This is a genomic window from Vreelandella hamiltonii (assembly GCF_014651795.1).
In the GTDB taxonomy this organism is placed as follows: domain Bacteria; phylum Pseudomonadota; class Gammaproteobacteria; order Pseudomonadales; family Halomonadaceae; genus Vreelandella; species Vreelandella hamiltonii.
The window spans coordinates 34,079-48,310 of record NZ_BMXO01000003.1; the positions used below are offsets into that span (position 1 = coordinate 34,079).

Below are 14,232 nucleotides of genomic sequence, written 5' to 3' on the forward strand. Positions count from 1 at the left end.
TGTTATGATTTTAAAGAGAATGGGTTCTGTAGAGTTGGGGAACTGCGTCGATAAAAAATTGCAGCAGCTCTCAGAGCATACAGGTAACCAGGCGTTAGGCGAGCAGTTAATCAAGAAGCAACAGCTTGAATTAGCCCCTTTCAAAGCCGTTGATTTTTCTGGCTGGGGTGACTGGGAGCAGGATCCACTAAAGAATCGTAGTTGGCAGTGGCGGCTGAATTGGCTGTCGTTTCTATCTTACTTGATGGCATACCATCGCGCCTCTGGCGATGAGGTGGTACTGGGCTTTTCTGGGGAGGCGATTCAGTCATGGCTAGATGCTTACTTGGAAACGGATATCAGCTATCCCTTCGAGTTTATCTGGCACGACCATGCCACTGCATTGCGTGCCGAACAGCTGGTGCTGTTTGCCTACTACTGCCGCGAGCATGCCCCCGAGTGGGCGAGCAAGCACACTGAGTTCCTGGCTACCTTGGAACAGGCACTGGTGGTGCATGGCCAGTGGCTGGCCAAGGACAGCTTCTACTCCGAGCACACCAATCACGGCCTGGAGCAGGCGCGGGTACTGTTGCTGCTCGGCACCGTGTTTGAGGGTGAGCAGGCCCGCGAGTGGCAGCAGATCGCTATTCAGCGCATCAGTAGCGAGCTGACGTTTGCCTTTACCGATGAGGGCGTACACGTCGAGAACAGCCCGGCCTACCATGTCTTCGTTTTCAAGGTGTTCCTGGGCATTATCAAGGACTACCCTGAGGAGGTGCTGGGGAATCTGGCCGAGCAGTTCAGCCAATTTTCAGCCAAGGCGCTATCCTTCATTACCCACATCCTGCGCCCGGACGGCAAGCTGCCGCCCATTGGCGATACCGAGCAACTGCCTACCTCTGATGCTTATCGTGAGATGTTTGGTAATACGATAGAGTATCAGAATTTTTTATACGCTATTAGCCAAGGCAGCCAAGGTTTAAAGCCCAACAAAAACAATCAGGTTTATGCGAAATCCGGTTATGCTGTGTTTAGAGACTGTTGGCCAAGTAGCGCTTATTTTTCTAAAGCTTTTCATATCATCGCGAAGATTGGTTGCTCTAGCAGGTATCACCACCAACAAGACGAAGGCCATGTAAGTATTTACGCGGGTGGTGAAGATTGGTTGATCGACTCGGGGCTCTATAATTATATCAATAAAGACCCTGTTAGAAAGTATATGCGAGGGCGGCTTGCACATAATGTGCCTATCGTTTCCAATGCTCGTTATGCTGATGACTTTGAACATAGGTTGAGCGCGTGGCGTATTGAAAGCTATTCGGAATTGCGCGAATTACCATACGTGAATATGCATTTGGATGTGCTGCCGTCTGTTTCACATCAAAGGCGTTTGCAGTTTGACTCCCTCGCTAAAGTAGTCAAAATATCCGACACTATTCGCTGCCTAGAGGCAAGCAGACGTAATGTAACTCTTCAATGGCATTTTCCTAAGGACAAGCGTATTTCCATCGAAGGGCAGCAGGTGATTGTTGCCAGTAAATCTGGTAACAAGCTTACCCTGTGCTTTGAGGGTGCCTCTCCTGATGATATCTCCATTGTAAAGGGCCAAAAGGGCGAAAAAGTTTTAAGCTGTATTTCGTATAAGGCTAATAAAGTTGAGCCTAGTCAGTGTGTCAGGGTTCTTTTTAGGAGCAAGAAGGAACTTGATGTGGTGACAAAGTTTTCGTTCTTAATGGCGAATAAACACATTGCGCCTCTGGATGAAACTGTCTGCCCTGATATAAAATCACTTTCTTCATTGGTGTCAGGTATTTATGGTTCAGATAGTGTAATCAAAAATTCTGTCATGCTGGGTTCGCACTCCTTCTGCAGTCAACTAGCCAAGCTGCATAGAGACCAAAAGGTGGGGGCGGCAAACCTTCTGATGAGCACTCCCCTTCAATGTTCTGAAACCCTTGCAAATTTAGAAAAAAATTATCTCTCGCCTTGGGTGTCTTGTGCTGCATTAAACTTAACAGGCACTGCTCCTGTGTCTGTTGATGAAGGTATTTTGGATGGTGTTGCTGGAATAGATTTGTTGGTGGTAACAAAGGCAGGCTTTGAGGAAAATGAGTTGGAAAGTGCCATGCTTTTAATGTTACCTCAGCTTTTGAATAGAATGAATGCTGATGGGCGTGTGTGGATCTCGGATGACCTGCCTGAGCGATGTAAAAGACTATGTATAGATATTGTGCATAGAAGCGAAAAGTCCGTAGTCTTGGTTGTTGGCTTGGATTGAAAAGTGGTATGTGTAAAGCATTGATAAGAATATGCGTTGTAAAAATTCTTTTGCTTTTAATTATTTTTGAATTTTAAAGACGGAAATACTATGTGTGGCATTGTTGGCGCGATTAGCGCAAAGGAAAGCACCGATTTTCTACTCGCAGGGTTATCCACCCTGGAGTATCGCGGCTACGATTCGGCAGGCTTGGCGGTACTCAATAATGGGTTGCAGCGCGCCCGTGCCAAAGGGCGCGTGGCGGAGCTGGCCAGCAAAGTGGTTGAAGGCGGCATCAATGGGCAGGTGGGCATTGCTCACACTCGTTGGGCCACCCATGGCGTGCCCGCCGAGCGTAATGCGCACCCGCACATTTCCGCAGGGCTGGCGGTAGTGCATAACGGCATCATCGAAAACTACGAGTCTCTGCGCGAGCAGCTTCAGGGCTTGGGGTATGTGTTCACCTCGGACACCGACACCGAAACCATTGCCCACCTGATTCAAGCCTGCTTCAAGGGCCAGATTGGCGAACCCGCAGAGAACCTCTTCTCCGCCGTGCAGTGCGCCGTGGCGCATTTGAAGGGTGCCTTCGCGCTGGCGGTGATCAGCGAAGAGGAACCGGATTGCCTGGTGGTGGCCCGTGAAGGTTCCCCGCTTATGCTGGGCGTGGCGGAAGATGGCTACTATGCGGCTTCTGATGCCTCTGCACTGCTCTCCGTTACCAGGCGCATGATGTATCTGGAAAACGGCGATGTGGCCCGTTTGAGCCGCGACGCCGTGGTGATCGTGGATGCGGTGGGGCAAGGGGTCGAGCGCGACGTCGTGACCTCTAATCTAAGTGCCAATGCCGTCGAGCTGGGCGATTACAGCCACTACATGCAGAAGGAAATCTTCGAGCAGCCCCAGGCGCTGGGCAACACGCTGGAAATGATCAGCGGGGCAGGGCAGTTGCAGCCCGGCATCTTTGGTGCGGAAGCCGCTGAGATTTTCCAGCAGGTGGAGTCTGTTCTGATTCTAGCGTGTGGTACCTCTAGCTACGCAGGCATGACGGCAAAGTACTGGATCGAGCAGGTGGCCGGCATTGCCTGCAACGTGGAAATTGCCAGTGAGTACCGCTATCGCCATAGCGTGCCCAACCCGAAGCAGTTGGTGGTGGTGATCTCCCAATCGGGTGAAACCGCCGATACCCTGGCGGCGCTGCACCACGCCAAGGCGCAGGGGCATACCTTCACCCTGGCGATCTGTAACGTGCCGGAATCTGCCATCGTGCGTGAAACGGCGCTGCGCTTTATTACCCGAGCAGGCCCGGAAATCGGGGTGGCCTCTACCAAGGCGTTTACCACTCAGCTCAGTGCGCTGTTCCTGTTGACGCTGCTATTGGCCAAGGCGAAACAGCGGTTGAGCGAAGCAGACGAAAAGGCCTACCTGGATGAGTTGCGCCACCTGCCTATCGCGGTAGACAGGGTACTGGCGTTGGAGCCCAGCATCGAGCAGTGGGCGCAGCATTTTGCCCATAAGCACCATGCGTTGTTCCTGGGCCGTGGGCGGCATTACCCCATTGCAATGGAAGGTGCCCTGAAGCTCAAAGAGATCTCTTACATTCATGCGGAAGCCTACCCAGCGGGTGAGCTGAAGCATGGGCCGTTGGCACTGGTGGATTCGGAAATGCCTGTGGTGGTGGTCGCGCCCAACGATGAAATGTTGGAGAAGCTCAAAGCCAACATGCAGGAAGTGAGTGCCCGTGGCGGTCAGCTTTACGTGTTTGCCGATGGCGGCAGCGCGGTGAAGTCTTCCGACGGCGTGAACGTGTTGATGATGCCCGAGCATTACGGGCTGCTGTCTCCGGTGCTGCATGTGGTGGCACTTCAGTTGCTCTCTTACCACGTAGCGTTGGTGAAAGGCACCGATGTTGATAAGCCGCGTAATTTGGCGAAGAGTGTGACGGTGGAGTGAGGTGGTTTGGGTGGCTGTATCGGGGCGGCTAAACGCCGCCCTTCGCGCCGGGCCGCCGCTGCGGGTGCCTCATTTGCTCGTGCCTCGCAAGATTCGTTACGCCGCGCTACGGGGTTCAGTGCATGCACTTGTAGCGCGTGGTAAGCGGAGCGCGCCTGGGAATTAATGCGTTGGCGGTGCCGATGGGGCGTGGGAGTTAACTTCTGATAAGATATTCCAAGGGGCCTGCTGGCCCTTTTTTGTCGTTGGGTGTTCAGGGGAGAACAGCTTTTCGGTCATTGGCCGCATGGTGGCGCAGGGAGCGTTATAAAAAAAAGACCTGATAGGGGATACCATGGCAGATGCACAGGAAACCATCGTTCAGTTGGAAGCACGGTTACAGGCGCTGGTGGAACATTATGCGGTTGAGCGGGGAGAAATGGCGGAAAAGCTGAGCCAGCTGCTGGAAGAGAATGACCAGTTGAAGCGCCAGATAAAACGGCTAGAGAACACGGCCGGGGCGTTAGAGGCTGGGTCGAGCCCTGAAGGGGGAGAGCGTGGGCTAACGTTTGATTTTTCATTACCTGACCGCCAGTGAGCTGGCCGAGCAGGTGGCAATGCAGGAGACAGGATGCAGTTGTTGAAGGCAGCAGAAGCTCGGTTGTGCCAATGGGTGGGGCAACACGCGCTGGCCTTGGCCAAGGGAGGCCCACGCTTCGAGCACTCGGCGGCGGGAGTGTGGTCGCTCTATCGGTTGGGTATGTATCGTTCTGTGGCGGCATTGCCGGAATACCCTGAAACCAACGCGCAATTTGCCCGAGCCGCCTGCCTGACGGCGTTAGGCGAAGCGCAGCAGGCAGAGCAAGTGGCTCGCTCGCTATTGAACAGTGGCCGTTTGCGACAGCGTGGGGCGGAATTTATCCAGGCGATAGCGGCGTTTTCTCCATCCTTGGCAGAGTCGCTGTGCCGTGACACCGAGCTGCCGCCATCTTCCTTTTTGCCGGTGGCGTTGGCCATGCGTCTGGGAGATCGTTCTTTGGCGCAGGCGCGACTGGAAACGTATCTAAGCCAGGTCGCATCGCCCACGCCTGAGGCTTGCCTGGTTGCCAGCAATCTCTACGCGGCTTCGGCGTTAGAGCAGTGTGAGCACTTGAACCGCTTTTTGGCCCAGTATGGTTTATCAGCGGTACGTCCACGTGATGAGCAGATACCGTTGGGTGTCATGAACCTAACGGCAGTAGTGGACTCAGAAGAAGATGACGCGTTACATGAGGGGCTTCATGAGCCTTTGGTAAGTGTCTTGATGACGACGTATTGCTCAGGTGAGCGAGCGGTACGTGCCATTGATTCGCTGCTGGCTCAGCGACATCGTCATTTGGAAATCATCGTGGTGGATGATGCCAGCCCAGACAATACGTTCGAGCATTTATTGACGTGTGCGGCCCGCGATGCGCGGGTGAAGTGTTACCAGTTGCCCAAAAACGCGGGTACTTACGTCGCTAAAACGTATGGTCTGCAACGCGCCAATGGGCAATTCGTGACGTGTCACGATTCGGATGATTGGTCGCATCCAGAGAAGATTAGCCGCCAGTTGGCGCCGATGCTCAAGCATTCCCGTATCATGGCAACGACGTCGCAGTGGGTACGTTTGAGTGATGAGGGCGTCCACTTCGTGCGACAAGCGGTTCCGTTCACTCGTTTGAATCCGTCTTCACCTCTGTTTCGGCGCGAAGTCATCGAGCGCATGGGGAGCTGGGATCTGGTGCGCACAGGCGCAGATAGTGAGTTCCTGGCGCGGATGAAGCTGTTTTTTGGTAAGCATGCGGTTCGTCGTTTGGTCGAGCCGTTGGCCTTCGGTGCTCACCGTGATGATTCCTTGATGACGGCGAAAGACACCGGGCATTTGGCAAACGCGGTTTCACCTGCGCGTTTGGAATACTGGGAAAGCTGGAGCCGATGGCACATTCAACGGCTGCGGCATTCTCAGCCTTTATGTTTGGCACCGGTGAGTGAAGGGCGTTCGTTTGCGGCCCCCGAAGCGATACAAGTGCCAACGTCGGATATTCGAACTCTGCTGAGCTGAGACACGCTTGCAGGCGATCAACATAATGACATTTGATGGTTGGGTAACATGCGAAAGTATTTTGGCACCGATGGTGTGCGTGGCCTGGTAGGTGAGTTTCCGATGACCCCTGACTTTGCCATGAAACTGGGTTGGGCCGCAGGGCAGGTATTGGGTGCCGAAGGTGTCAAAGAAGTCATTATCGGGAAAGATACTCGTGCCAGTGGCTACATGCTGGAGTCGGCGCTGGAGGCGGGTTTTTCCGCAGCGGGTGTCAACATTGCTTTGGTAGGGCCGTTACCGACGCCTGCAGTGGCATATCTGACCTCTACCTTTCGTGCTGATGCGGGCGTCGTCATCAGCGCCTCGCATAACCCGTTTCATGATAATGGCATCAAGATCTTTGGCCAGGGTGGGTTTAAGCTCACGGATGCTCAAGAGCAGGAAATCGAGCGGTTGCTTCATGTGGCCATTGAAGGCGGCATGACGTGTGTCAGCTCTGATATGTTGGGCAAGGCACGCCGTGTCGATGATGCCGCGGGGCGCTATATCGAATATTGCAAGGCTACCTTGCCCAGCAGCCTCAGTTTGAGTGGGCTGAAGGTCGTGGTGGATTGCGCCAACGGAGCTGCTTACAAGGTGGCACCTGCCGTTTATCGTGAACTGGGCGCTACTGTGGTCAGTATTCATGACCAGCCCAATGGCGTGAATATCAATGCAGGTTGTGGTGCCACGGCCATGCAAAGCTTGCAAGCTGCCGTCATTGAGCATGGGGCCGATATGGGGATTGCCCTGGATGGCGATGCCGATCGTTTGATGATGGTAGATCATACGGGCGTGGTGGTAGATGGTGATGAGCTGCTCTTCTTGCTGGCCAAGGATGCGAAGGCATCAGGCTACGAAGGCGGCGTCGTGGGCACGCAAATGAGCAATCTTGGCCTTGAACAAGCCCTGCAGGCCATGCAGGTTCCGTTCAAACGTGCCAAGGTTGGCGACCGCTATGTCATGGAACAGTTGAAAGCGACTGGCTGGCGTTTGGGTGGTGAAGGCTCCGGGCATCTATTGAGCTTGGACCATGCCTCGACAGGTGATGCGATCATTGCGTCGTTGCGTGTGCTGACCTGTTTGCTCCAGCAACAAGCGACATTGTTCGATGCCAAGCAGGGCATGCATAAGTTGCCACAAACGCTCATCAATGTTCGTTACACGGCGGTGCCAGGGCATGACCCTCTGCAGAGTGAGCAGGTCAAGGCAGTGGTGGCTGACGTGGAAGCCGAGCTGGGAGACAGTGGGCGAGTTTTGCTACGTAAATCGGGCACCGAGCCATTGATACGAGTAATGGTAGAAGCGGTCGTGGCTGAACATGCCGACCACGCTGCACAAAAGATAGCGGCTTCGCTTGCTTGACTCTAACGTTGATATATATCAAGCCAGCCGCAGGGCTGGCTTTTTTATGGCCTGAGCAAACGTCAATGATATTAAAAGAAAAACTTTTCTTGGCAAATTGCGATTCCGTGCGTCGCTTGAGTGAACAGGAAGTGCGGGCACGTTTCATGGCGGGGGTATTGTTTGCCGATGGCGTGGTGTTGTCGCCCAATTTATTGATGGATAACCCCTCGATTATTTCGTTACTTTCTTCTGAAGCTGTACAGCGTTGGTTCAAGAGTGATCGGCACAATGAAAGCAAGTTGGTGATTAGAGGGTTTAATCTGGGCAGTGAGCTTTCATTGGCGGAGTACTTTACGGCGCTGGATGACAACTATGTGGTTTCTCAGTTAGGCGGCGTAGCCAAAAAAGACTTAACTTCTGAACAGTGGAATCATATGATGAAGGCCCTGAAAAAGGCCGATGAAACACTGAGCAGTTATCAGCCCGCCGTGGTGGCATTACCGAAGCAGCCCGGCGCGTTAACAGAACATATCCATTCACGTTTGAAGTCGCCTTCCGCGTTAGCGGCAGCGGAACGCCAGCGCCATGTGCATCTACATACCCTGGCATTGGCCGAGCAAGGCGGTTTGCCGCTGGGCTCGCGCTCCGATTGGTACGCGGCACTGGGCACCTTGGCGGTGCCGGCTACCCAGCGCGACCAGTTTCGGCTGGAGGTGGTGGATGCCTGTTACAATGGCCTGTTCGTCGCCCCAGGCGAAGCCTTCGTGATGGACCGCATTGCCGGGCTTTCACGCTTTCCCCCTTGGTTGCTGGAAAGCGGTATTGCCATCGGCAGCCGTCGTGAGACGCTGGCAGCCCTGAAAACAGGCTATGACTTGTTCAGCTTCATTTCCACGTTGGGAAGTGAGGAGCTGGCCAAGCTGCTGGCGGAAAAAGCGTTGGAGTACGTGGAGGAGAAGGCCAGGGAGCAAGGGGTTTCCTGGTGCGCCAGACGCAACTGGTTTGGCCTGTACCCCACGTTGACACAACTGATGGGGGTGGAACTGAAGCGATGATCGAGTATCAGAACCCTTGGTTTCGGGTGGTGCGCAACGGCGACTTTTTCTACGTGGACGAGCCCCGCTCGGGGAATGGCGCGGCGGTATTGCCCATCGTGGGCGATGAGGTCTGGTTGCTTGAAATGTGCCGTACCGCGCAGGGCGGTCAAACGACCTGGGAAATCCCCCGTGGTTATGGTGAAGTCAATGAAACTTCGGCGGCGTGTGCGCTGCGAGAACTACGTGAAGAAACCGGGCTGGTGGCCGATGCGGCACACTTGAGCTGGTTGGGCAGAATGCGCCCTAATACGGCCATTCTTTCTTCGTGTATCGACCTTTATGTGGTGGCGTTGCCGCCCGAGGCGGTGGCGGGTGACCGCGACGATGAAGCCGAACGCATCGTGAAAGTGCCGCTGGCAATATTGCCGCTACAAATGGCGCAGGGCAAACTGGAAGACGGTTTTACCCTGGCGGCCTTGAGTTATTATTGGGCTACGCTGCGTTGAGTGTGGGTTAGTCCTGAATTGTTTTTATTCATGAGTCATGTCGTCATGTTGAAAGGTGCGCGTTGGATAACGCACAACAGGAGTGGCGATTCACGCAAGGGAGAAGCAGATGGACGCCATTATCCAGGCATTTCATGAGCAAACGCCGAATGCCAGTGTCGTGAAGGAACGCATCGCTTTTGGTACGTCTGGCCACCGTGGCCGCGCCACCGAGCGTACGTTCAACGCGGCACATATCATCGCGATTACCCAGGCGGTGGTGGACTACCGCAAGGAAGAGAACTATCAGGGGCCGCTGTTTCTGGGGTTGGATACCCATGCGCTTTCGCGCCCCGCCTGGGAGTGCGCGCTGCGGGTGCTGGTGGCCAACCGCGTGCCGGTGCTGGTTGAGAAGGGCCATGGCTACACGGCGACGCCGCTGGTCAGCCAGGCCATCATCCATTACAACACTCAGCACCCGCTGGGTGACCCTGCTGCCAAGGCCGATGGGTTGATCATCACGCCTTCGCACAATCCGCCGGAAGATGGCGGCATCAAGTACAACCTGTACCACGGTGGCCCCGCCGATACCGAAGCGACCCGCTGGATCGAACTGCGCGCCAATGCCTACCTGCTGCGCCAGTTGAGCGATATTACGCTGGTGTCGTTGGAAGAGGCGCTGGCCCAGGTGCAGGAGTACGATTTCACGGCCCATTACGTGGCCCAGCTGGGCCGCGTGGTGGATATGGATGCCATCCAGAAGGCCAACCTGACGCTGGGGGCCGACCCCATGGGCGGCACGGCGCTGCCGGTGTGGCAGGCGGTGGCCGAACATTACGGGCTGAATCTGGATGTGGTGAATACCACCCTCGATAGCCGGTTTGCGTTCATGCCGCCGGACCACGACGGCAAGATTCGCATGGACTGCTCCAGCGCGGCGGCCATGGCCAACCTGCTCGACATCAAGGACCGCTTCGATCTCGCTTTCGGCAACGACCCGGATGCCGACCGCCACGGTATCGTGGATGCCAATGGGTTGATGAATCCCAACCACTTTCTGGCGGTGTGCGTGGATTACCTGATGAGCCACCGCCCCGAGTGGAGCCAGGAGCTGCGCATTGGCAAGACGCTGGTGTCGTCTTCCATGATCGACCGGGTGGTGGCTTCCCATGAGCGGGAGCTGCACGAGGTGCCGGTGGGCTTCAAATGGTTTGTGGATGGCCTCTCCGATGGCTGGTTGGCCTTTGGTGGCGAAGAGAGCGCCGGGGCCAGCCTGCTGACCCGCGACGGCAAGGCGTGGTCTACCGACAAAGACGGCATTGCGCTGTGCCTGCTGGCCGCCGAGATTCTGGCCGTGACCGGCAAAACGCCCAGCGAGTATTACCAGACGCTGACCCAGCGCTTTGGCGAGCCTTGCTACAAGCGTGTGGACACGCCGTGCAGCGTGGAAGAGAAGGACGCCTTCAAGCAGCTCACCGCCGCCAGCGTTACCGACACCACCTTGGCGGGCGACCCCATTACCGCCGTACTGGTCAAGGCTCCCGGTAACCAGGCTGCCATTGGCGGCTTGAAAGTCACCACCGACAACGGCTGGTTCGCCGCCCGCCCCAGCGGCACGGAATCGCTCTACAAAATCTACGCCGAAAGCTTCAAAGGCCCCCAACACCTGGACGAACTGATCGACAGCGCCAAGCAGTTACTTTCGGGCGTGCTGAAAGGTTAAGCCTTTGTTATAAGCATGATGGTCGCAAACCAAAACCACCCTTGATGGGTGGTTTTTTTTGGCTGGTTGCCAGGTTTGTGGGGGCGCGGTTGAGTGTGGTGGCGTGATCGGGGCGGCTGCCCATGCGTATCGTTGGCGATGTACCCGTAGCGCGGTGTAAGCGGAGCGCACCCGCGAAGCAACGCGGTGAGCGTTGCCGATGGGGCCACATGGGTGGGCGGTGGCGCGGTGGGTGAGGGTGGCGTGATCGGGGCGGCTGGGTGCCGCCTTCGCGGGTGCCTCTTTCGCTCGTTTCACTCGCTCAGTCGTTACGCCGCGCTACGGGGGTATCCGTGCCCCGTGCCCATGCCCATGCATATGCCCATGACCATTCCCCACGCTCAATGTGGGCGATGTACCCGTAGCGCGGTGTAAGCGGAGCGCACCCGCGAAGCAACGCGGTGAGCGTTGCCGATGGGGCCATATGGGTGGGCGGTGGTGCGGTGGGTGAGGGTGGCGTGATCGGGGCGGCTGGCGCCGCCTTCGCGGGTGCCTCTTTCGCTCGTTTCTCTCGCTCTTTCGTTACGCCGCGCTACGGGGTGGCGGGGGCTTTGCGCAAGATTCGTTACGCCGCGCTACGGGGGTGGCAGGGGCTTCGCGCAAGATTTGTTACGCCGCGCTACGGGGGGCGGGGGCTTCGCACAAGATTCGTTACGCTGCGCTACGGGGTTGGGGCATCTTGCTGTAAACTTGGGTAATACCTCTGGATGGGGGTGGGTTGGCTTGGCGTGTGCTTCGTTCTTTCGCTATGTTGGCTTTTATAATTCAAGGATGATTTATGAATACTTCATTTTCTGCAGTAACTCCCCACGCGTATACCCCGTTGCAGGCACTGCTCCAACATGCGGAGCTGGTGCAGGCGCAGCCGTTGAGTGCTTTGCTGAGCGGGTCGGGTGTGGCTCGGCAGCGGGCGGCGGCGTTGGCGTTTTCGTTTGGTTCGTTGCATCTGGATTTCAGCAAACAGCGGTTGACCCAGCAAACGCTGCCGTTACTGGTGGCGTGGGCGCAGAGCTGTGGGCTGGAAGCGCGGCGTAGAGCGCTGTTTGCAGGCGCCAAGGTGAATCACTCCGAGCGCCGGGCGGCGTTGCACATGGCGGCGCGCTGGCCACAAGCGACGCCTGCCCCTGAGGGCATGGAGGCCGCCGCTGCGTTTTGCCAGCAGCAGCGGGCGAAAATGGCCGAGCTGGTCACCCGTGTTCATCAGCAGGCGTGGTTTGGCGCCACGGGCCAGGCGATCACCGATATTGTGCATATTGGGGTGGGGGGCTCGGATTTAGGCCCCAAATTGGTGAGCGAGGCGCTGGCCGATTGCCCGAGCCAGGCGCAGGTGGGCGTGCACTATGTGTCTACCATGGATGGCTCGCAGCTGCTGCCGTTGATGGAAACGCTGAACCCGGCTACTACGCTGCTGGTGTTGGCCTCGAAGTCGTTCACCACGGCCGATACGCAGTTCAATCTGCGCACGGCGCTGGCCTGGTTGAGCGACGCCCTGGAAGTGGATGAGGCCACGGTGCGCCGTTACCAGCTGTTGGGGGTCTCTTCCAAGCCGGAAAAAATGACCGAGTTCGGCATTCCCGAGGCGCATCAGTTGGCGTTCAAGGAGTGGATTGGCGGGCGCTTTTCGCTGTGGTCGCCGATTGGCGTGAGCGTGGCCATGCAGCTGGGGGTGGCGCAGTTCGATGCCTTGCTGGAAGGTGCACACGCCATGGACCGCCACTTTCTGGAGACGCCGCTGGCGCAGAACCTGCCCGTGTTGCAGGCGCTGGTGGGGGCCTGGAACAGCCAGTTCTTGAATATCCCGACTCACGCAGTATTGCCTTACGATGGCCGTTTGAAGAGCCTCGCGGCCTATCTACAGCAGTTGGAGATGGAGTCCAACGGTAAAAGCGTGGGGCTGGATGGCCGTTCGGTCAATCATGCCACTTGCCCGATTCTGTGGGGCGATGTGGGCCCCAATGCCCAGCATGCGTTCTATCAATTGTTGCATCAGGGTAGCCATACGGTGAGCGCCGATTTCGTGGCCGTGGCCCAGCGCCGCGCCGAGGTGGCTTCGCCGGTGGCAGAGGCGCTGGAGGCGCAAAACTCCCTGACCCTGGCGAACTGCCTGGCCCAGGCCCAGCTGTTTGCGCTGGGGGACGATGCCATTCCGCCTGCGTTGCGGGGGTATATGGCCCAGGGGTATCGGGGTAACCAGCCCAATTCGGTTATACTGGTGCGTGAGCTGGATGCATGGTCGATAGGCGCGCTGCTGGCGCTCTACGAGCATAAAGTGTTCGTTCAATCGGTGTTGTGGAACCTGAACCCCTTCGACCAACCGGGCGTGGAGCTGGGCAAGCAGCTGGCCACCAGCCTGTATCAGACGTTGGCGGGTTTGCCGATCGAGCACCAGAATGTAGAAGATCCCAGTACTGCTCAGCTGCTGCGTAAAGTGAGTGAGTGGCGCAAGCAACGTAACGAAAAAGGAAGTGTTGAATGACTCAAGTACGCAAGGCGATTATTCCGGTGGCGGGGTTTGGTACCCGCCTGCTGCCCATCAGCAAGGCGATCCCCAAGGAGATGGTGCCGGTGGTCGACCGCCCCTTGATTCAGCACGTGGTGGAAGAGGCGCTGGCCGCAGGCATCAACGAGATCATTTTGGTGACGCGGGCGGGTAAATCGGCCATCGAAGACCATTTCGATGCCCACTTCGAGCTTGAGCATTCGCTGGCCAGCAAGGGTAAGGATGCGCTGCTGGAGACGCTGTCGGCCATTTCTCCCAAGCAGTTGAAGGTGACCAGTGTTCGTCAGCCCAATGCCAAGGGCCTGGGGCATGCGATCTTTTGCGCGGCCCACCTGCTGGACCAGGACGAGCCGTTCGCGGTGATTCTGCCCGACGTGCTGGTCAAGCCGCAGCTGGGCAGCAGTGCCTGTGACCTGGGCAGCATGGTGGCGCGCTGGGAAGCCAACGACGCATCGCAAATCATGGTGGAAGCCGTGCCCCAGGAAGAGGTGTACCGCTACGGCATCGTGGATTGCGATGAGCCTGCGGCAGGCGAAAGCGCCAACATGCGCGGCGTGGTGGAAAAGCCCAAGCCGGAAGAAGCGCCTTCGCGCCTTTCCGTGATTGGCCGCTACGTGCTGCCTTACCGCATCATGGAGCTGCTGCGCGACCAGCCGCCCGGCGCGGGCAACGAAATCCAGCTCACCGATGCTATCGACCGCTTGATGCAGGAAGGCAAGTCGGTGCAGGCGTACCGTATGCATGGCCGTACGTTCGACTGCGGGCATATCGAAGGCTGGCTGCAGGCCAATACCACGCTGGCCCGCGAAGCGGGTTACGACGTTTAACG

General features: G+C 57.0%; 10 protein-coding genes. All 10 read left to right on the forward strand.

Features of this window, described 5'->3' with window-relative positions:
• Positions 1-4 precede the first annotated feature (4 nt).
• The 10 genes from IE061_RS04760 (at position 5) to IE061_RS04805 (ending at position 14,230) form a co-directional block, all read left to right on the forward strand.
• Entirely contained in the window at positions 5-2,257 is a 2,253-nt protein-coding gene (locus tag IE061_RS04760) for a heparinase II/III family protein (RefSeq protein ID WP_193461108.1), read from the forward strand.
• A 90-nt stretch (positions 2,258-2,347) separates the two neighbouring features.
• Positions 2,348-4,189, forward strand: a complete 1,842-nt coding sequence (gene glmS, locus IE061_RS04765; RefSeq protein ID WP_193461109.1) for a glutamine--fructose-6-phosphate transaminase (isomerizing) — start codon at positions 2,348-2,350, stop codon at positions 4,187-4,189.
• Positions 4,190-4,523: 334 nt separating this feature from the next.
• Positions 4,524-4,766, forward strand: a complete 243-nt coding sequence (locus tag IE061_RS04770; RefSeq protein ID WP_193461110.1) for a hypothetical protein — start codon at positions 4,524-4,526, stop codon at positions 4,764-4,766.
• A 33-nt stretch (positions 4,767-4,799) separates the two neighbouring features.
• Positions 4,800-6,251: a glycosyltransferase family 2 protein gene (locus IE061_RS04775; RefSeq protein WP_193461111.1), complete on the forward strand. Its 1,452-nt coding sequence runs from the start codon at positions 4,800-4,802 to the stop codon at positions 6,249-6,251.
• 48 nt (positions 6,252-6,299) lie between these two features.
• A complete protein-coding gene (glmM, locus tag IE061_RS04780; protein ID WP_039183012.1) occupies positions 6,300-7,637 on the forward strand; it encodes a phosphoglucosamine mutase in 1,338 nt (445 codons plus the stop codon).
• Between the two features lie 89 nt (positions 7,638-7,726).
• On the forward strand, positions 7,727-8,674 hold the full coding sequence (locus IE061_RS04785) for a hypothetical protein (RefSeq protein WP_193461112.1): 948 nt from the start codon (positions 7,727-7,729) through the stop codon (positions 8,672-8,674).
• Positions 8,671-9,162 carry an NUDIX hydrolase gene (locus IE061_RS04790; RefSeq protein WP_193461113.1) on the forward strand — a complete coding sequence of 164 codons (492 nt, stop codon included), beginning with the start codon at positions 8,671-8,673 and terminating at the stop codon, positions 9,160-9,162. Before IE061_RS04785 ends, IE061_RS04790 begins: the two co-directional genes overlap by 4 nt.
• Positions 9,163-9,271: 109 nt before the next feature.
• Positions 9,272-10,864: a phosphoglucomutase (alpha-D-glucose-1,6-bisphosphate-dependent) gene (gene pgm, locus IE061_RS04795; protein ID WP_193461114.1), complete on the forward strand. Its 1,593-nt coding sequence runs from the start codon at positions 9,272-9,274 to the stop codon at positions 10,862-10,864.
• Positions 10,865-11,681: 817 nt separating this feature from the next.
• Positions 11,682-13,379, forward strand: a complete 1,698-nt coding sequence (gene pgi, locus IE061_RS04800) for a glucose-6-phosphate isomerase (RefSeq protein WP_193461115.1) — start codon at positions 11,682-11,684, stop codon at positions 13,377-13,379.
• A complete protein-coding gene (locus tag IE061_RS04805) occupies positions 13,376-14,230 on the forward strand; it encodes a UTP--glucose-1-phosphate uridylyltransferase (RefSeq protein WP_144984485.1) in 855 nt (284 codons plus the stop codon). The genes pgi and IE061_RS04805 overlap by 4 nt, the downstream gene beginning before the upstream one ends.
• The last annotated feature ends 2 nt before the right edge of the window (positions 14,231-14,232 follow it).